Here is a 19885-nt window from a genome sequence, read left to right as displayed (position 1 = left end):
AAAACATTCATCCCAGTGTGGTGAGGCCGAGGTGCCCTCGGCCTCACCAAATTTAGAACAGAAGCCCAGTTTCGAGCGTGCCGACAAATTGGAACTTGTCTATGCCACTATTTCCATAGCCATATGAAGTTCCGTCATTACTACGATTATGCAGAAGATAGAAACCACCGCCGTTCACGCGGGCAAAAAGATCTTTATATTGCCATGTCGGTGACACCGCAAAACCAACGCCTTCGGATTCAGGTCCAATGAACCAATTTCCACCACCAATGGATTTTTCATATTCTACCCAGCCGCCAATGGAATACGGCGTATCGGCAAAGGCATAATTGCCGAAGAGTGCCACTCCAAGATTTGAAGTAGACTTCATAATGCCAAGTTTCCGATCCGCCTTTGCATAGACATACTGCATCTCTGGTACTATATTTAAATTATTTTTCGTATAACTATAAAAGCCTCCAATCATCTGGGAATTAATATAATAGGCTCCATATTGGCCAACCGTTAAGCCACTTGGCCCCCAACCGCTGTTCAATGCATAAGTATAAGCATTCGACCCTGTACGCCCGAGATTACCTGCGTAATAGACATAAAACGAGTTGTTTTGGTCTACAACATAATTGATCGAAGCCTGTAGAAAGTTAAATACATGAGTGTCCCAACCATCACCAAAAAGAACATTTAGTTTCGCCGGCCCCAGAGTGTAGCTTGCTTCAACACCATCAGATTGATTGTTCTGTACATAGAATATCGATGTTGTTAACTGGGATGGGTTATACCAATCTATGCCAGCTTCGTACCCTTCGAGAGAAGTTAATCTTCCTGCAGAGATCGTTACCGGCATGTCTTTTGGCGAGATCGTTAATGATCCAATATAAAGAGGGCCGGTGCTAAAATTGCTGATTGACGTCTGCAATAAATGTCCATCGCCCCCATAGCTCAGAGCGCCAACAGTTAGCGGCGCCTGCGTCGCACCAACCTCAATATTAAACTGTAAAGTACCACTACTTTTCTGTAACTGAACCATCGCATTTCCAATATTCATGCCGTGGGACAGCTGGCTTCCACTTGTATTTGACGCATAATACCCATATCCATCGACACCTCCGGAAAGCGCAAGCTCCCCAATAGGCCCGCCATCAATTGATATCGCTTGAGGTGGATTTAACGCCTTTGCCGATTGAAATACTCCAACTAAAACAACCAGACTAAGCGCTAATGTTGTCGTGCTAAAAAGAACAGTCTTCATCCAAAGATCCTCCTTGTTTATGTGCTCTATTTTACTCTTCGACGTTATTACTAATTACATCTTGTCCGACTCAGAACTTATATAATCTTTACTGCTTCCCGCCGCCCTATTCCTGGGAAAAATTAAACGTACAATTCCATTTTTATGCCTTAGACCTTTTCATAGCCTATCGTTGCGTATCTTGCCGGGTCCTTGGCACGCAAGCGCATGGCTAAAGCCAGACCAACCAATGCAGCCGCCATAATAAGTCCCGTGAGGCTATAAGACAGGATTGCAGACGCCCCCGTAAGGACCGTAAAATTGATCACGATATTGTAGAGCACAACAACTAAAAGAATACCCGCTAATGACGGCGCAATATACGAAGAGAATAGACCATCGGAAATTTTTTGATTTCTGAAAAAGAATGATGGAACAGCAAAAGACGCAATAGCCATAAGCGCAATAATCCCCAGCGTTGCTACATTTGTCAGCCAAGAGAATAACGCTAGCACCGGATCTTGCTTTGTTACAACGAAGATTCCGACAACAATCGCTGCAATCACCGTCTGTGCAATCGAGCCCGTGTGCGGACTCTGATGCACGGCATGCGTCTTACCAAAATGCTCGGGCAATAGCCCCTCGCGCCCCATCGCAAAAAAGTAACGCGCGACAGAATTGTGAAACGCCAGCAACCCAGCATAAACCGATGTAACAAACAATACACTCATGGTAAGCGACAACCAATGACCGACATAACGGTCTGCCATATTAAACAGGAACCAGGTGGGATCCTGCAGACCACCAAGATAAGCGACGAGCTTATCTGTACCCTCAGCGTTCACCATGCACCAGGAAGACAGCATGTAGAAACCACCAATCAGTAGCACTGAAAAATACGTCGCAAGTGGAATTGTGCGCTTTGGATCCTTGGCTTCCTCTCCATAAATTGTTGTCGCTTCAAATCCAACAAAACATGCAAAAGCAAAGACTAGGCCAATCGAGGGAGATCCACTAAATATCCGAGATGGCGTGAAGGGCGCAGCACTGAGGCCGGAATCGCCACCTTTGACTATGATAGCGACGTCCAAAATCAGAACGCAAAGATATTCTGCAACAACAAGAAGAGTTAAAACTTTCGCCGATAGGTCAACCTGGCGGTAGCCCAAAACCGCAATACTTGCCATGGCTACATAGGAGTAAACCCACCAAGGCAAATTAAAGCCGGCCTGCTGAAAAAGAGCCTGCGCAGCGGCTCCAAACATTCCATACAACCCGATCTGCATGGTATTGTAGCCGATCAGTGCAACCATGGACGACGCACCGCCCGCCATACCACCCAGCCCTCGCGCCGCAAAAGCATAAAATGCACCAGCATTGACTACATGACGTGCTAGCGAACAATAGCCAACCGCGAACAACAATAGAATAACAACTGTGATGAGATAGGAGCCAGGCATACCCGCACCATTGCCCAGCAACATGCCAAGAGGCGCCCCTCCGGCAATCGCCACCAAGGGACCAGCTGCAGAAATAACAAAAAAAGTGACAGCACCGACACCTAGCGCGCCCTTACGAAGCTGGTTGGCTGCCGATGCCAAGGGCGGCAGCGTTTCGATATGTTCATAGCTCACAGGAATATACCCCCAATATTGTTTTGAGCCGCTGGACGAGCGGGTTACTGTTATTTCTATTCAACCTGGACGATGTTTTTTAAACACCGCAGCATTGGCAACGACAATTGCATCTAGCGCCAACAACACGATAATATACGCCAAAGCCAAATCACCGGGAAAATCGAAAACTTCGTAATACCGCCTTCTCTCGAGAAGACGTTTCTGAATTATATAATTGGCGATTCTTTCCTTGCAAACAATTGAATTTTATCAATCGTTTTGGCTCACTCCGGTAAGATGACTTTGAGAAGCGACCCCTCGCTCGTTGTCGCTCACACAATTCTCCGCTTCCAACGTCAGATGCTATATTCATGACGGTTGGCTTCGCGATCACTCCAGATTTGATGGCTGCGTGAAATTGACAAAATCAGCAATCGCTCCCACGGCGAAGTTCGAAATATTATCATCTAAGAAATCCATATTTCCGAATATCTTTCCATCTGTCTTAAAGCGCTCAAGATCGACCAAGATAATACCCAATGTAGGCACAACTTTCTCCTGCCAGACAAATAAATATAGAGAATCTCTGATCTTGAAATAATGACACAAATCCGTGTCCGCTAAACCGGCTTCCACACCATTCAAACAATGCCAAGTATAGAGCATATCGTTGAGATAGATATGTTCATACAACTCCGTGACACTATACTGGTAGCGTATCCGCTTGCCCACAAGCTCACTGGTGCGAGGAAAACCGAACTGTCCATACTTGCCCGCTACTCGCGCCCTTCGGAACGAAACCTTAACTGCAGTAAGCGGCAAACCTACCTTGGCTCGCGCAAGCAAACCACCCGAAATTTCTTCCGCAGATGGCAGCCCTCCTTCGATTATCAAAGCTGAACCGGTCTCGTAATCCACAATCAAAGTCATGGATTTTTCGCTTACAAGAAAATCAATAAAGTAAAGAGAATCTCTGAGCGACGTTATTCGCGCTTCCTTTTGGAGTTCATTTTCAAAATCGACAAACTGCCGACCTGCTTCGAGAGTGATGCGAACTTGCCATGCCGTCCCATCGTCAAATGCAAGATCTATTGTCTTGCCGACAAGACCATAAGATGGCGATAAAATATTGCTCTCTTGGGCAAATCCTCCAGCCAAATCTCCGACTGATATCCAATTGCCGGTGCCGTTCACATCATCCTCCTGTAGTCAAAACTATTTACTTGGATTTGAAATTATGCTGTCTTCGACTATCACGGAATGGCGAAGTACGACAAAGTTGTGATAAAATCCGCCATTGCCACGCTGAATGCAGGTCCGCATGATCAATAGCTTGCAAGCCTTCACACCTGAAATTCGATCGCCACTCGTGGCTATTTTACTAGACAGCCTGCGGTCGCCCGCCATCCGCCGACGAGTCCAGGACCAATTTGGCATTTCCAACATAATGCTCCAAGGCTCCCTCTCTGCGGTGCCGCTGGCTCGCTACGTTGCCTTATTCGAGGAACTTGCCGTCTATCATGGCGATCCCCTTTTGGGCGCACATGTCGGCATGTCTCAAACGACCGCTGATGCCTTGGGACCACTCGGCTTTCTTTTGTTGGCGTCATCCACTATGCGGCAGGGGCTTGACGCAATCTCAACGCATATCGGTACATGGCAAACGGGAACAACCATTTTTCTAGACATGTCGAACGACGAAGCGAAATGGATCTATCGTATCGATGATCAGACAATCTGGCCTCGTCGCCAAGATGCGGAGTACACTATGGCGACGATGTACATGGCGCTGCGCAGTCGTCTGAATAAGCCATGGCGTCCCTTGGAGGTTCATTTTGAGCACGAGGAGCCCGCTTGCGCCTCCGCTCTTCGCACGTTGTTTCGGGCACCCCTTCGCTTTGGCCAGCCATATAACAGATTGATATTGGATCCGACCGATTTGGACTTACCACATGACACGCCATTTGCCTGTTTCATTCCTTATGTCGAGGAATATCTTCGAGTACTGGCGCCACTACAGAGCGATCCGCCAAACATTTTAACGCAAGTCCGCAATGTAGTGCGCAATGCACTCAGCCATCGCGAAGTCTCTCTCGATTTGGTCGCGCTTACCCTACAAATCTCCCCACGCACGCTCCAGCGACATTTGGCCGCCGCAGACACTAATTTACGTACAATCATCCAGGAGGTACGCCAAAGTGAGGCCGCCGCACTCTTGGAGAACGGTATCCGCAAGCGCGCGGATATTGCACAAGCTCTTGGCTACGCCGATCATACGGCTCTCTGGCGTGCAGCCCGCTCATGGTCAGATATCCCGGCAAAGAAAAAAGGAAAGACAGATTCGTGAAATGCTTTCTTTATGTTTTTATTTGGCGGCGGTGCTCAGCCGCCACCAAATAAGTCCTTAAACGAAGGCCATGTAGTGCTTCACAAAACGTGAGCTATGAACTTTCCATAGCAACGGCGTACCTTTTTCAATTGTCCAGCCGTCGCCCGCTTGATAGGTCATCTCATCACCACTGGCTTCGTTTTTCAGTGTAACTACGCCCTCTAGAACGATTGCGTGCTCGGTGAACGGATACACCATACGAAACGTGCTTTTTGTAACAGCGAAAAAGCCTGCACTGACTGCCGCATCGGGAGTACCATGGGTGAAAGAACCAAATGCCTTTCCATCACCCTCGATAATGGTAGAACCGAGATCTGCGACCGTGCCCCATGGTTCTAGTGCAGGAATTGTGGAGGATTTGAGTGCAAGCATCTAATTTTTTCCTTCTGCTGAAAAATTAAGGTGCGCGGCCATTAAAATAGCCTTGCGCTTGATTCCAGACCTTCCCGGCGGTAAGCCAGAGGTTCCGAAATTTGTCTTTGCCGATGATGTCGACATGGGGGATGCTGGCCATAAGGTCATAGCGTGCCGACCCCTCGCTCATACCCTCTGCCAACACCTTACAGACAATATGGCTTGGTGTAACGCCAAATCCGGAATATCCCTGAACATAGAATACGTTCTTTCGATCTGGAAGGGTGCCTATCTGCGGAAACAGATTGGCGCTACACGCCATCGGACCTCCCCAGGCCAGATCGATCCTCACCTTATCAAGATAGGGAAAAACCTCGACCATGAGAGTTCGGTTCCAGGCTTCAAGATCCGACGGCGTGTATTCAATATACCGAGTTGCCGAACCGAACAGCAGGCGATTCTCTCGCGTCACCCGGTAATAGTTGATGACGGGGCTGATATCGGAAAACGCGCCCCTGATTGGGCTAATACGCTCAATCAACTCATCCGTAAGTGGCTCGGTCATCAACTGATAGGCATAGGTATTAATAGTTTTCTTATAGATATATGGCTCCATATTGGCGAGGAAGCTGTCGCATGCCCACAGCAACTTTTGAGCTCGCACCGTTCCCCCGGGAGTGCGAACCGTAACGCGATCGCCATATGTCACCTGTACGGCGGGACTATGCTCAAATATGCGTCCGCCCCAGGACGTTAGCGCTTTCGCCTCGCCCAACAGTAGGTTCAGGGAGTGCACGTGTCCACCTCCCATGTGTTTGAGTGCTGCCTTATAAACCGGCGACCCTACAACTTTGTGCACATCCGCGCCGGTGAGCAACTCGATATCTTCGTTCGGATCGACTGATTTAAACTCCTGAAGCCAAGCTCTTAGAGTTTTTTCCTGACGACTGTTGTAGGCAAGATACCCATAACCATGGCAGAGATCGGCATTGATGTCGTATTTCTTCACACGCTCGGCAATAATACCGGCCCCCAAATTGGAGATTTTAAAAATTACCTCCAAACCTTGCGGCCCAACATGCCTTTTTACCTTATCCAGATCATGGCCAATACCGGCCATGACCTGCCCACCATTGCGACCCGTGCCGCCATAGCCAAGATATTTACCCTCCAGGACCACGATGTTGGTGATCCCCTTCTCGGCCAACTCCAGCGCTGTGTTGATGCCCGAGAACCCGCCACCGATCACCACCACGTCAGCATCGATATCCTCAGCCAAACGCGGGAATGATAGGTCGTATTTTTTTGTTGCAAAATAATAAGTGGGAGATTCAACAGTTTTCATCGTTACTGACCCTCAGATCTTCTCATGCCCGATAGAGGCATAGCGGGCAGCATCGGCGCCACGCAGACGCAGCGCCAACGCCAACCCAATAACCGCCGCTGCCAGAATAAGGCCGGTGAGACTGTACGACAGGACGTTAGACGCCCCGGTGAGCAGGGCAAAATTTATCACGATGTTGTAGAGGACGATAACCAGCAAAATCCCCGCCCCAATCGGCGCGATATAGGAAGAGAATATGCCATCGGACATATGAGGATTGCGGACAAAGAAGGCCGGCACCGCGAAGGACGCAATAGCCATAAGCGTGATGACCCCAAGCGTACCAACATTGGTGAGCCATGAAAACAACGCCAGAACGGGATCCTGTTTGGTGACCACAAAGATGCCGACCACGATCCCTGCAATAATGGTCTGCGCGACGGAGCCGGTGTGCGGGCTCTGGTGCTTATCATGCGTCTTGCCAAAATGCTCAGGCAGAAGCCCTTCGCGACCCATGGCGAAAAAATAGCGTGCCACCGAATTGTGAAAGGCAAGGAGGCCAGCATAGACGGAGGTGACAAACAGCACACTCATCACGACCGACAGCCAGTGTCCGACATAACGATCAGCCATGTTAAACAGAAAGCGCGTGGGATCAGGAAGCCCGCCCAGATAGCTAGCGAGCTTGCCTAAACCTTCGGCATTCACCAGACACCACGAAGACAGCATATAGAAGCCGCCGATCAGCAGCACCGAAAAATAGGTCGCCTTAGGGATCGTCCGCTTAGGATCCTTGGCCTCTTCACCATAGATGGTTGTCGCTTCGAATCCGACGAAACAGGCGAAGGCAAACACGAGCCCGATCGACGGCGCACCGCTGAAGACGTGCGACGGCGCAAACGGCGCGGCACTCAAGCCGGAATCGCCACCCTTGGCTATGATCGCGACATCGAGCACTAGCACGCATAGATATTCTGCCGCCACCAGCAGCGTAAGAACTTTTGCCGACAGATCAACCTGGCGGTAGCCAAGAACCGCAATGCTGGCCATCGCAATATAAGAATAAGCCCACCACGGGAGGTTAATACCAGCCTGCTGAAACAGCCCCTGCGCTGCGGCGCCGAACATGCCGTAAAGCCCAATTTGCATGGTGTTATAGCCGATCAGCGCGATCATCGATGATGCCCCGCCCGCCATGCCGCCCAGACCCCGCGCGGCAAATGCGTAGAATGCGCCAGCATTGGTGACATGGCGCGCCAACGCACAATAGCCGACCGCAAACAAGAGCAGAATAAGCACGGTGATGAGATAGGCGCCCGGCATACCCGCACCATTGCCTAGCAGCATGCCCAAAGGTGCGCCGCCCGCAATGGCGACCAGAGGCGCAGCTGCCGAAATAACGAAAAACGTGACCGCTCCAGCTCCAAGCGCGCCCTTGCGCAATTGATTGGCCGCCGGCGCCAATGGCGCCAGAGTTTCCGTATGTTCGTAGTTCATAGGAATAGACCCCCTAGATTGATTTATAACCGCTGGACGAGCCGAAGACTGGTTCTTTATTTGGCGTATCCGCGAGGTCAGTTAAACTATGATCATCAAACACTGGACGATTGCAATTTACGCCAAAACTCAGATAAAATGCGCCAACTGAAAAAAAGCCAAAAACGATGTATTTTGGAGAGTGCCATGCTGCGACGCAATACTTTACGAGATAGCGTGCCGATGATTCGCTCCTCGGTTGTCAATCAGGTGATTTCCGCCATTCAATATTGTCCGGGCGGCTCATCTTTTTTGCGGCGCGAGCACGGCATAAGAAGCACGCGTACAGACCTTTATGAGCGTATCGCGCTGGCACGATATTTAAAATTATTTGAAGATGCGGCCACGCTGGCTAATGATGCGCTGCTTGGCGCACGAATGGGCATTACCAATCCACCCGGTGAGCTGCTGGGACCGATCGGCTTCCTGGTTCTCACCAGTCCACGCCTGCGGATTGGGCTTAAAAATCTCGCGCATTACATAGGCGCCTGGCAGGACGCAACTGAAATCACCCTGCATGATCAGGGCGGGCTGGGCATGTGGTCTTACCGGATACTGGATCCAGATCTTTGGCCAAGGCGTCAGGATGCTGAATTCACCCTGACCGCGACATGCGCAATGATCCGCACTTACCTGGGTGGCGGATGGGCGCCGGTCGAGGTGCATTTCGAGCATTCCCGCCCGCATGAAGCTCAGGCATTGCAGGCCATGTTTCGAGCGCCTTTGCGTTTCGACCAGCCCGCTAATGCATTGGTAATCGACAATAATGATCTGGACCGTGCGGTGCAGGGGACGAATGCCGGGTTCGCTCCGTTTCTGCGTCGGCATGTCGAAGATATGATGGCTAAAGAAACTGAGGAGACAAAACTCTCGGAGCAAGTGCGGCAATTAGTGGCGCGCGATTTGGGGCGGGCGCCAGTCAGCCTGACGCTGCTGGCGGCCGAACTCGGACTGCCACCGCGCTCACTGCAACGGTATTTAGCCGAGGAAGGGACCTCCGTGCGCGATATTGTGCGGACAATAAAGGCGCAGGAAGCCAAGGCATTGCTGAGAACCAGCCGACGCCATATCGGTGCGGTGTCGCAGGCGGTGGGGTATGGCGACCCAACCGCCTTCTGGCGGGCCTTTAAAGCCTGGGAAGGGGTTTCGCCCGCCGAATTTCAGCGGACGAAACAAAAGAAAGACTGAATTCAGCCCTGCAAGGCCGCCCACATCTCGCGGTCGCGCTCGGCCGTCCAGATGCGAGGTGTGTCGATGCCCAGAGCTTCATCGTAGGCACGGGCAACATTAAACGGCAAGCAATGCTCATAGATGGCATAATTGCCAAATTTATGGTCGCATGCAGCGCGGCAAGCCGCCATGGCTTCTTTCAATGTGCCTCCCTTGGCGGCCACTTCCGCCACCGCGTTATAGGTGCTGGTCACGAAATCCTTCGTGGCGTCTAGCGCCGCCGTCACCTGCTCTGTGCCAACCAGAGCGTCGCCACGGCCGGGCGCAATGGATTTAGGGTTGTAGCGGGCGATGGCATCGAGCGTCGCCGGCCAGTCATTAAAATGCGCATCACCGCAATAACAGGCCGAGTGATATTCAACGATATCACCCGTGAACATCACACCGGCATCGGGTACCCAGGCCACGATGTCACCCGCCGTGTGGGCACGGCCGAGTTGCAGCAACTCCACCCGGCGCTTGCCCAAATACACGGTCATCTTGCCATTGAAGGTCACGCTCGGCCAAGTGAGGCCGGGCACCGACTCAGCGGCCTGGAACAGGCGCGGGAAGCGGCCGAGCTCGGACGCCCAATCCTCGTTGCCGCGCTCCTGGATCATGCCACGGCATTTCTCCGATGCGATGATTTCCGACGCGCCATAGGCCGAAGCACCCAGTACACGCACCGCATGGTAATGCGAGAGCACGACATATTTGATCGGCTTGTCCGTGACGGTCCGGATTTTCTCGATTACGCGCGCAGCCATCGCAGGCGTTGCCTGGGCGTCGATGATCATCACCGAATCATCGCCGATGATCACGCCAGTGTTGGGGTCGCCCTCGGCGGTGTACGCATAAAGATTGGGGCCGACCTGGGTGAACGAGACGTTCTTCTCGGCCAAGTCGCCCGTGGAGGCAAAAGCGGGTGTGCTCATCTGTCTTATCCTTCTTGAAAATCAGACTGGTTTTCGGGGGCCGCGGCGATGAAAGCGGGCAGCTCACGGGCTGCCGCATCCACCGCCGCGAGTATGGGGTAAGGCGCGAGATCGAGCCCAAAGCGGCGGGCGTTATAGACTTGCGGCACGATGCAGATATCCGCGAGTGTAGGTGCATCGCCAACGGCGAACCGCCCCGCCGTGCGCGCCAACCGCGCCTCGATGGCGGCGAAGCCGGCCGCCATCCAATAGCGGTTCCAGGCAGCCCGCCCCTCTGGCGTAGCACCGTAGTCGGCGGAGAGCTTGTCTAGGACACGTAGATTGCCGATGGGGTGGATATCGCACGCGATGGTGAGGGCGATTTCGCGGGCATAGGCCCGGTTGGCGAGCCCCGCCGGTAACAGCGCGGGCGCGTGGTGAACTTCTTCAATATACTCAATAATGGCGAGCGACTGCGCCATAGCCACCCGGTCATCCTGGAACCAAGGCACCAATCCGGCCGGATTGAGCGCGCGGTAGGCATCGCCTCGCTGCTCGCCGTGGCGCAAATGCACAGGCACGAGATCCGCGCTCAACCCCTTGAGGTTAAGCGCGATACGCACCCGATAAGCCGCCGAGGAACGATAATATGAGTATAGACTAGCGCTCATTCGATCCACTCCGGACGCAGGGCGGGCGCTGGCGAAATCGTGCCTACGCAGTTGCCAAACCCAATGCGGTAGCCATCTCCTTGCGCGAAGCCGGTGAGGGTGAGGGTGTCGCCGTCCTCGATAAACCGCCGCTCGACGCCGCCGGATAGCGTCAAAGGCTCCTTGCCACCCCAGGTGATCTCAAGCAGCGAACCGCGGCTATCCTTCTCGGGACCAGAGATGGTGCCAGAGCCCAACAAATCCCCCACGCTCATTTTGCAACCGCCAATGGCGTGATGCGCCAATTGCTGGGCGGCTGAATAATAAAGCTCCCGCGTGTTCGTGCGCGAGATAACCGTATCTTGCTCTTGGCCCGCCGCACGCATGTGCACTTCCAGTTGCACGTCATACAACATGGGGCCAGGCTCACGCAGGTAAGGCAGAAGCGGCCTGGCGCGTTTCGGCGCAGCCACGCGGAATGGCTCAAGCGCTTCTCGGGTCACCACCCAGGGGCTGATGGAGGTGGCGAACACCTTGGCTTGGAAGGGGCCGAGCGGCTGGTATTCCCATGCCTGAATATCGCGGGCCGACCAGTCATTGAGCAGCACATAGCCAAAAATGAGCTCATCGGCTTCGGCAACGGTGAGCGGCGCGCCCATCTCGGTGCCTTGGCCCAGCACGGCGCCAAATTCCAGCTCGATATCGAGCCGCTTGGTGGGCGAGAACACCGGTAACTCGGCATCAGGGGGCTTGATTTGCCCCAAAGGCCGGCGGATCTCAGTGCCACTCACCACCACGGTGGAGGCGCGGCCATTATAGCCGATGGGAATACTGAGCCAGTTGGGCGGCAGCGCGTTCTCAGCCCCCCGGAACATGGTGCCGACATTCTCCGCATGATGCCGGCCGGCGTAGAAATCGGTGTAGCCCGCCACTGCGAAGGGCATGTGCATGGTCACATCCGAGCGCGGAATGAGTACAGCCTCGCGCAGCGCGGCATTGTCGCGCAGTACCGGGTCACCGGCTTGCGCGAACAGCTCCGCCAGGCGCGCGCGGGCAGCGGCCCACGCGGCCTTACCGCGCGCCATGAAGCCATTAAGCACCGGCGCAGTGAAGCCGGATACCTCCAGCAGCCCGGCCGTCTCAAGCACAGCTAGGTCAGCGACAAAATCACCAATGGCTACGCCACAACGCAGCCCTTCTCCCGCCCGGCTGAACACGCCATAAGGCAGATTATTTAACGGAAAATCGGCTTCGGGAGCGTTGGCGCCCCCGACCCAGGATGTTTTGATCATGACACTCCCTGCCCTCACCTAGACCGCGCCGCCAGCGCGCTCTAATGCCTCGCGGATGACGGCACGATCGCCAACATGATTGGCCAGCAACAGCACCAGCTTGCAGTTCATCTGGGCCGCATCTGCATCATTCATATGCCGCTGGCTGTCGATGAGCTCTTTGTAGAAATCATCGAAATCATCAATGTTAGGATTCAGGATCAAGCTCATCTGAGGCTCCTTTCAGGCGGCCAAGGCGCGGGCGAGGGCCCGGGTAATCTTCGCTTCATCAAATGTTCGCCAGCGTGCCGACACATGTTGGTCCGGACGCAGCAGATAGACAGTGCCTGGCTTGGCATCATAGCGCTCGGCGAGCACGCCCTTGAGGTCCTCAATATCGCGGCCAACTTCGAGCACGCGCGCGGCGATACGCCCGAAGGACACACTTGCCGCCGGAGCGGGACCAAAGCTAAGCAGCGTGAAGCCACCACCGATCTGATTGAGGAACCAAGCTTCCTGCCCCGACACTTTCACCGGCGCATCGGCACAGTTCGTCCCAGGGGCCATGGCGCCCGCGAACAGATCCTCATCGGGCGTGTTGAGCGAGGAATGGATGTAGGGCGTCGGCTTGGAAAGCCTGCCGGAATTGACCAGCTTGCGTGCAAACTCGGCGTCCTTATCCTCCGCGAGCTGCAAAACGGCATCACGGTAGAGACGGCTCGATGCGCTCTTGGGCGTGATGAAATCAGTCGCGCGGGTGGAGTTGAGCAAATTGTCATCGGCCGCGAAGGCCCGCTCCTCATTATAGCTGTCAATCAAGCCAACGGGCGCGTCGCCACCAATCACCAGCTTCAGCTTCCAGAGCAGATTGTCAGTATCCTGCACGCCGGTATTCGCGCCACGCGCGCCAAAAGGCGAGACCTGGTGCGCCGCATCGCCGGCGAACAGCACCCGGCCGTAGCGGAAATTATCGATCCGGCGGCAGGCGAACTGGTAGACCGAGGCCCATTCCAGTTCGAATTCGCGCTCATCGCCCAGCATCGCCTTGACGCGCGGAATGATCCGTTCGGGCTTTTTCTCCTCATTGGCATCGGCGTCCCAGCCAAGCTGGAAGTCAATGCGCCAGACATCGTCGGGCTGACGGTGCAGCAGCACCGACTGGTTGGGATGAAACGGCGGGTCGAACCAAAACCAGCGCTCTGTCGGGTATTCAGCCTTCATGATCACATCGGCGATCAGGAAACGGTCGTGGAAGAATTGACCGGTGAATTGAGCGCCAACCATGGTCCGAACCGAGGAATTGGCGCCATCGCAGGCAAGTACCCAGTCGGCCTCCATCTTGAAGCTTCCATCTGGCGTTTCAACGGTGAGTACCGCGTGATCCGCCTTCTGCTCGATCGCCATGACTTTGTGCTTCCAGCGCAGATCAATCTGCGGGTGACGGCTGATTTCCTCAACCATGTACTCCTCCAGATAATATTGCTGGAGGTTGATCATGGCCGGCATCTTGTTGTCGTCTTCGGGCAACAGGTCAAACTGGTAAGAAAGTCGGTCTTTGAAGAACACCTTACCCAGCTTCCAGCCGATTCCCTTCTCGACCATCCTCTCACCTATATTCAGGCGGTCCAACACCTCAAGTGAACGCTTGGCGTAGCAGACGGCGCGCGAGCCGACAGACACCGTATCGTTATCGTCCAGCACCACACAAGACAGGTCGTGTGCTGCGGCATCCAACGCGGCGGTCAGCCCAATGGGCCCCGCACCGATGATCACCAGCTTATGGCGCTTCACATCGCCGGCCATTTGCTCAGGCGACTGCACATAAGGGAATTTAGGGTAAGTATAGGTCTTAAACATTTTGGCTCCTCCCCTTGCCGCCGGTCAGCTCTTCATTTCGGCGGCATGCGCCCAGGCCATGTGGCGCGGCGGTGTCTTGGTCTTGTTCCAGTCCTCGATCATCAGCTGCGCGCAGTCTTTCATACGCTGCCAATCGGCGGGGCCTGCGGTGTTGGTGGCAAGCTCAAGCCGGTGGCCATTGGGATCAAAGAAATAGATCGAATGGAACAACGCATGATTGGTCGGCCCCACCACGTCGATACCAGCCGCCTGCAGCTTTTCCTTGGCGGCAAGGAGCGCGTCCATGCTTTCAACTTCCAGCGCGATATGCTGCACCCAGTCCGGGGTATTAGGGTCGCGGCCCATCTCGGGCTGGGTGGGCAGCTCGAAAAAGGCAAGAATATTGCCGGCCCCGGCCTCAAGAAAGATGTGCATGTAGGGGTCAGGCGCCTTGGTCGAGGGCACATGGTCTTCGGCAAAAGCCCCGACCAGCTCCATATCCAGATGTTGCTTATAAAACGTGACTGTCTCGCCTGCATCCTTACAGCGGTAGGCGACATGGTGAATTTTCTTGATCAACATAACGGTCTCTCCCCTAAAGATAATGCGTTCGTAACACGAGTTACCAGTTAGTATCAATAGTGACTAATATTAATTTTTGCCTTCATTAGAAAAGATATTTATTTATATATGTGATAACTGACGATACGGAATGGCGGTTGATATGACTCTCGAACACGACAATCAGGGCGCAGTCCTGACGCTCAATGATTTCCTGCCTTACCGCCTGGTCGCCCTGGCCGATTTGGTCTCCAAGGTGGCCGCGCGGATCTATGCCGAGCGGTTTGAACTGACCCGCCCCGAATGGCGGATCATCGCCTCACTCTCGGACCTCGGGCCCGTCTCGGCCACCGAGATCTGCGCCCATTCCACCCAGGACAAGATGACCGTGAGCCGTGCCGTGGCCAGCCTGGAGGCGCGCGGCTTGCTGCGCCGGTACGACGCCCCACATGACCGGCGGAACAAAATTCTTGAACTCACCCCCCAGGGCCAGGCGATCTACCGCAAAATCGTGCCGCTGATCCTCGCCCGCGAGGCGTTTCTGCTAGAGAGCTTCACTCCTGAAGAGCGCACCACGCTTGCGCGGCTGCTCGAGGCACTCACCGCAAGGGCTCGCGAACTCGAGCAGCTTGGCTGAACCTCAAACCAAAAGCGTCTGGACGGTGGTGAATTCCTTGAGTCCCTCGACACCAAACTCGATGCCCAAACCCGACTGCTTGACACCGCCAAACGGCGCGTTGGGCTGGATGGCGCCATGCTTGTTGATCCAAACCGAGCCGCACTCCAATCGCTTGGCGATCTTCTTCGCAGCCTCGATGTCCGACGACCACACTGAGCCGCCAAGCCCGAACTCAGAGGCGTTGGCCCGGGCGATCGCTTCCTCGACATCCGAATAACGGATGATCGGCAGCACCGGCCCGAACTGCTCCTCATCCACCACCCGCACGCCATTATCGACATTCGAAATCAGCGTCAGCGGGTAGAAATGCCCCGGCCCATTGCTCGGATTGCCGCCCAGCAGCACCTTGCCGCCATGCGCCCTGGCGTCATCCACCAACTCGCGCACCAGGTTGAACTGATTTTCGTTCTGCACGGGGCCCAGCACGCTGGTCTCCAACCGGCCATCACCCACGGGAATGTTGGCGGCATAGGCCACCAGCGCCTCGCAGACCTGATCATGGATGCTGTCATGCACGTAAAGCCGCTTAAGCGCCGCGCAGGTCTGGCCGTTATTGATGAACGCGCCCCAGAACAGACCTTCCGCAATGGCCTTCGGGTCGGCGTCAGGCAGCACGATCCCGGCATCATTACCGCCCAGTTCAAGCGTCAAACGCTTCAAGGTACCCGTCGCGGCTTCCATCACTTTTTTGCCAACGGGCGTCGAGCCGGTGAACACCATCTTGCTCACCCCCGGATGCGCCGACAGGGCACCACCAAGCCCGCCGCCGCCAGTCACCACATTGACCACGCCGGGCGGCAGCACCTTATTCATCAACTCGACCATACGCAGAGTAGACAGTGGCGTTAGACTGGAGGGCTTGCTGACCACCGTGTTACCCGCGCGGATGGCGGGAATGAGGTGCCAACAGGCGATCATCACCGGCCAGTTCCAGGGAGTTATGGAGCCCACCACGCCGATCGGCTTGCGGTGCAACTCCACACGGCCTTCGGGCGTGTCTTGCAGCACTTCCACCGGCAGCGAAAGAGCAGCGGTTGCGCGAGTCCAGGCCATGGCGCCTCCCAACTCAAAGCGCGAACCGAGCCCGCCCAGCGGCTTACCCTGCTCCAGAGTGAGCAATTGCGCCAACTCCTCGGCATGTGCCTCGATAATGTCGGCAACCTTAAAGCAAAGGGCTTGGCGCTCCTCGTCTGGCGTGGCTGCCCAGGCTGGAAATGCGGCCGCTGCGGCGGCCACGGCGTCATTCAGATGCGCCTCCGTGGCGACCGGCATCCGTCCCGCAACGCTACCATCCGCCGGATTACACACATCCAGATGCTGCGCGGCCTCCACGCGCTTGCCATTTATAATCAAGGCAAAAGAGTTCATGTCGGCTCCCCCGAAATTTATTGGACAGAGAAGACCCTAATACCGCCTCGGATCACTCGTCTTGGCCGCAAGCGCGATCCGAATTGGACAAAAACGCAACGCGCTCAGCGGCGCGTCACCACGTCGCCCGGCGCACAGCCGAACAAAGCCCGAAAGCTCCGGTTAAAGTAGGAGATGTCATTGAACCCCGCGGCAAAGGCCAGAGCCGCTATGGTTTCCCGATTACGCGCCGTGCCGCTGCGCAGCCGCGCCTCAATCCAGCGCAGGCGCCGCTCACGGATCACTTCGGTACAGGTTTGCCCCGTGGGGCGGAAATCATCCTGCAGAGTGCGCAAAGATACCTTCAGCCTTGCGGCCAGCCAGGATGAATCGAGCGATAGCTCGGTCAAATGCTGTTCGATCAGCAGCAGCGCGCGCTGCAGGCGAGTTTGGGTGGGCTCGGTCGAGACAGGAAGCCCCCGAAAAGCTTGGCTCGCCGCATCGAGCAAAAGAGCGCCCAGCGCCACCTCATTGGGGTCGGCGGCAAGCTTGACAACCAACGCACGCAAAACCACCGCCATGGGGTCGGCCGCCTCTAATCGGCGCAAACCGCCCGACCTGCCGTCCTGCTTATGTAACAGAGCACGACGCGGCAAATGCAACGATATTTGGTTGGAGTGCCGCCCGCCAAAATAAAAATTAAGAGGACGGGTCGAATCGACCAACGTACAATCCCCCTCCGCAAGCATCACCTGGGCGGCGCCCTGCTCCACACCACACGCGCCTTCAATCTGCATTAGCAGAAAAAAGACCTCTTCATCATCACGACGTACGTCTTTCGGCGTCCGACTGATCGTCTCCAAGTTATTGACAACATGCGCAAATGTGAGGCTCGGCAACTCTACACGCTTCGCCATCCCCCGCACACCGGCGCGCGTATCCACCGCTACCGGCTGAAAACTGCCACATGCGGCTCGCAAATCTCCGGCCCAGGAATCAAACCCGACAACTCCCCAATCCCGATACGAAAACAACGAAGTTTGCGTTAGATCCATTGGCGCCCCTACGCCTCTGCTCATCTCAGAAAATTTAAGTCCTGGCCGTCTCGAACCATACTTTTTGACGTTTAACGACGACATTATACGATTCTAGAATTACTGGCCACACATCTTAACCACGCAACTTGAGCAGCCCTGCCGGGAGCTATGAGCGGGTCTGGACACGCCGCGCCATGGTTTCTGAAGTTGGGCGCGATGACAGACGTGCGGACCGAGAAAATTGCCTAGGCGCCGGCCAAATTGGTCAAGCGTCGCGAGATCCGGAGCCGCGACCTCCGCCATGTCTGCACTCAAGATCCAGGCAGCCCCGTGCAAGGTGCCATTACTGCCGGATTTGATCCGGTGGGGGGGGGGATGGGCGACACGCCAAGACGCCCACCCCCGTGCCAGGAATTTTTGCGCCGTCGGGGCCGAATGTCGGGATATGGCACTTAAAATTTCGAAACGAAACGACCTTCACCCGGCTCGACATTTCGATTTTCGCCATCATATAGCATCATTTTATTCAAACTTTGACACATCGGGCGAAGTAGAATTTATTTTCTTATACAAGCTGTCCAGACGCGAGTCCAAATCTGGTGGACTTGAGTGCTGATCTCAGCCTGTAAGTATTTGGCGTCGTGGTTACTGCCCTACGACGTATTTTCTGACCTATCGGGCGGGGGATATCCCCCCTGAGCCTTGCCGGAATTTTGAGATTCACGCAGACGGAAATACTGGTGCCGGGCAGGTGCCTAGCGGCTTGTATGCCCCGTCGGGCCGGCGTCGATTCGCGCGGGTCTGGCCGGGTCAGGTGGTCAGCATAGACGGCAGCGCCGGGCTCGTACGGGTACTGTGGGGTAGGCGTCATGCACCCGAAGGGCACCGCGAAGGTTCGAGGCCCATGGACGCCCGGCGGCGTGGGATTGCCGTCGAGAAGCAGCGAACCATCCGGTCACCCGCCCATGGCGTGCCCGGCCCGAGGCGACGGCGCGGCTCCGGAAAAGGACCACGGACGACGTCAAGGTGCGCCGCCAACCTCGCTTTTTGCGCGGGGTTGGTCCCGCTTTGCCCTCAGCTCAAGCGCTCACCAAAAAAGGGTTTGATTTTACTGGGTTTTTTATACTTATTAGGTTTTATCAAGGTTAATATAACAGCGATTCTCTAGGAAAATGAGCCGCAGACCTGAAAAAACAGCGGCGGCGCGCGCCGATCTCGAAACGATTTCCTGCCGTTGGTTTGGCGACAAAAACGCGGCGCCGGCGATCGAGTCCGTTGTCCTGGAAGTCGCCGCCTACCAGGCCGGAACGGGCCAGCAGCTCTCCCCATCGGCCCGCCGGCGGAAGTTGGAGGCGCTCCAAAGCGCCGCGTGGAAGCTGCAGCATCACTTGGCGGATTTGGACACTGGTACGAAGCTCACCTTGTTCGGGCGCATGCCGGAGCCATCCTCGGCCCGCTCCCCGCTCAGCGGCCCGATCCTGGCCGGGCCACATGATACCATCACCGACTCGCCCTCGCTCGACACGCCGCCACTGGCGAGCCTTGTCGGGCCAGCGACGACGATTCGCGCCGCCGACCATCTGACGGCATTCTTCGGGCTGCTGGAAGCCCTGTCGCAAAGTACCGCGGCACTGATCAAGGAAATCCCGCCACAAGCGCCCGGTGCGCCCTGCGCCCAGACGAGCGCTGAGGGACAAACTCCACCTCCGCCGCCGGCCCCCGAAGCGGCTGTAAATGAAACCATCCTCGCGCTGGCCCGGCTGCTCGGCAGACAGGCGGCGCGGCAGTCGATGGCCCTGCCTTCCCATACGTGCGACGCCGGGCATGACGGTTAAAATGGCGCCCCGTGACGCCTCGGGCACTGATGCTCGCCCGCATCTGCTAGCCGCCACGAAAGGGGTTCGTGTTGGTTCGAATCATAGCTTCACAAAGAG

18 protein-coding genes are annotated in these 19885 nt (G+C 55.5%); 4 read left to right on the top strand and 14 right to left on the bottom strand.

Translation table 11 applies throughout. The annotated features are described in order from the left end of the window. Window positions 1-52: 52 nt before the first annotated feature. From LI953_RS13655 to LI953_RS15620, 3 genes are all read right to left on the bottom strand, one after another. Window positions 53-1249, bottom strand: coding sequence for a hypothetical protein (locus LI953_RS13655; RefSeq protein WP_227076648.1), 1197 nt, complete (start codon window positions 1247-1249; stop codon window positions 53-55). Window positions 1250-1398: 149 nt separating this feature from the next. Next, entirely contained in the window at window positions 1399-2862 is a 1464-nt protein-coding gene (locus LI953_RS13650; protein WP_227076647.1) for an APC family permease, read from the bottom strand. Window positions 2863-3234: 372 nt separating this feature from the next. After that, window positions 3235-4038 (bottom strand): MoaF C-terminal domain-containing protein, encoded by an 804-nt coding sequence (locus LI953_RS15620; RefSeq protein WP_227076646.1) that lies wholly within the window; start codon window positions 4036-4038, stop codon window positions 3235-3237. A 127-nt stretch (window positions 4039-4165) separates the two neighbouring features. On the opposite strand from LI953_RS15620, the gene LI953_RS13640 reads away from it, so the two are divergent. After that, window positions 4166-5191: an AraC family transcriptional regulator gene (locus LI953_RS13640; RefSeq protein WP_227076645.1), complete on the top strand. Its 1026-nt coding sequence runs from the start codon at window positions 4166-4168 to the stop codon at window positions 5189-5191. A 57-nt stretch (window positions 5192-5248) separates the two neighbouring features. Here LI953_RS13640 and LI953_RS13635 read toward each other — a convergent pair whose 3' ends face one another. Genes LI953_RS13635 through LI953_RS13625 form a run of 3 tightly spaced genes read right to left on the bottom strand, consistent with a single transcriptional unit; the run spans window position 5249 to window position 8408 of the window. Then, entirely contained in the window at window positions 5249-5605 is a 357-nt protein-coding gene (locus LI953_RS13635) for a cupin domain-containing protein (protein WP_227076644.1), read from the bottom strand. A gap of 25 nt (window positions 5606-5630) precedes the next feature. After that, window positions 5631-6932: an FAD-binding oxidoreductase gene (locus tag LI953_RS13630; protein ID WP_227076643.1), complete on the bottom strand. Its 1302-nt coding sequence runs from the start codon at window positions 6930-6932 to the stop codon at window positions 5631-5633. A 12-nt stretch (window positions 6933-6944) separates the two neighbouring features. After that, window positions 6945-8408 (bottom strand): APC family permease, encoded by a 1464-nt coding sequence (locus LI953_RS13625; protein ID WP_227076642.1) that lies wholly within the window; start codon window positions 8406-8408, stop codon window positions 6945-6947. A gap of 138 nt (window positions 8409-8546) precedes the next feature. Between LI953_RS13625 and LI953_RS13620 the strand changes: the two genes are divergently transcribed. Beyond that, the gene (locus LI953_RS13620; RefSeq protein WP_227076641.1) at window positions 8547-9635 is read left to right on the top strand and encodes an AraC family transcriptional regulator; all 1089 of its coding nucleotides are present in this window, start codon (window positions 8547-8549) and stop codon (window positions 9633-9635) included. Between the two features lie 2 nt (window positions 9636-9637). On the opposite strand, the gene LI953_RS13615 is transcribed toward LI953_RS13620, so the two are convergent. The 6 genes from LI953_RS13615 to LI953_RS13590 are packed head-to-tail and all read right to left on the bottom strand — an operon-like array spanning window position 9638 to window position 14909. Beyond that, window positions 9638-10591: an MBL fold metallo-hydrolase gene (locus tag LI953_RS13615; protein WP_227076640.1), complete on the bottom strand. Its 954-nt coding sequence runs from the start codon at window positions 10589-10591 to the stop codon at window positions 9638-9640. A 5-nt stretch (window positions 10592-10596) separates the two neighbouring features. Beyond that, window positions 10597-11241, bottom strand: a complete 645-nt coding sequence (maiA, locus tag LI953_RS13610; RefSeq protein WP_227076639.1) for a maleylacetoacetate isomerase — start codon at window positions 11239-11241, stop codon at window positions 10597-10599. Then, window positions 11238-12512, bottom strand: coding sequence for a fumarylacetoacetase (gene fahA / locus LI953_RS13605; RefSeq protein ID WP_227076638.1), 1275 nt, complete (start codon window positions 12510-12512; stop codon window positions 11238-11240). The genes maiA and fahA overlap by 4 nt, the downstream gene beginning before the upstream one ends. A gap of 18 nt (window positions 12513-12530) precedes the next feature. Beyond that, complete coding sequence (locus tag LI953_RS13600) at window positions 12531-12722, bottom strand: DUF2783 domain-containing protein (RefSeq protein ID WP_227076637.1); 192 nt, start codon at window positions 12720-12722, stop codon at window positions 12531-12533. 12 nt (window positions 12723-12734) lie between these two features. Beyond that, on the bottom strand, window positions 12735-14348 hold the full coding sequence (locus tag LI953_RS13595) for an FAD-dependent oxidoreductase (RefSeq protein ID WP_227076636.1): 1614 nt from the start codon (window positions 14346-14348) through the stop codon (window positions 12735-12737). Between the two features lie 24 nt (window positions 14349-14372). Next, the gene (locus LI953_RS13590; protein ID WP_227076635.1) at window positions 14373-14909 is read right to left on the bottom strand and encodes a VOC family protein; all 537 of its coding nucleotides are present in this window, start codon (window positions 14907-14909) and stop codon (window positions 14373-14375) included. A gap of 142 nt (window positions 14910-15051) precedes the next feature. Between LI953_RS13590 and LI953_RS13585 the strand changes: the two genes are divergently transcribed. Beyond that, the gene (locus tag LI953_RS13585) at window positions 15052-15525 is read left to right on the top strand and encodes a MarR family winged helix-turn-helix transcriptional regulator (RefSeq protein WP_227076634.1); all 474 of its coding nucleotides are present in this window, start codon (window positions 15052-15054) and stop codon (window positions 15523-15525) included. Window positions 15526-15528: 3 nt separating this feature from the next. On the opposite strand, the gene LI953_RS13580 is transcribed toward LI953_RS13585, so the two are convergent. Together LI953_RS13580 and LI953_RS13575 are read right to left on the bottom strand one after the other, a co-directional pair. Continuing rightward, window positions 15529-16935 carry an aldehyde dehydrogenase family protein gene (locus tag LI953_RS13580; protein WP_227076633.1) on the bottom strand — a complete coding sequence of 469 codons (1407 nt, stop codon included), beginning with the start codon at window positions 16933-16935 and terminating at the stop codon, window positions 15529-15531. A 104-nt stretch (window positions 16936-17039) separates the two neighbouring features. Next, window positions 17040-17969, bottom strand: coding sequence for a helix-turn-helix domain-containing protein (locus LI953_RS13575; RefSeq protein WP_227076632.1), 930 nt, complete (start codon window positions 17967-17969; stop codon window positions 17040-17042). 1154 nt (window positions 17970-19123) lie between these two features. On the opposite strand from LI953_RS13575, the gene LI953_RS13570 reads away from it, so the two are divergent. Beyond that, window positions 19124-19786 carry a hypothetical protein gene (locus LI953_RS13570; RefSeq protein WP_227076631.1) on the top strand — a complete coding sequence of 221 codons (663 nt, stop codon included), beginning with the start codon at window positions 19124-19126 and terminating at the stop codon, window positions 19784-19786. Window positions 19787-19885 lie beyond the last annotated feature (99 nt).

The organism is Acidocella sp. KAb 2-4, assembly GCF_020567705.1.
GTDB lineage: Bacteria > Pseudomonadota > Alphaproteobacteria > Acetobacterales > Acetobacteraceae > Acidocella.
Note: the sequence above shows the minus strand (reverse complement) of the source record. Positions and strands in the feature narration are given on the sequence as shown.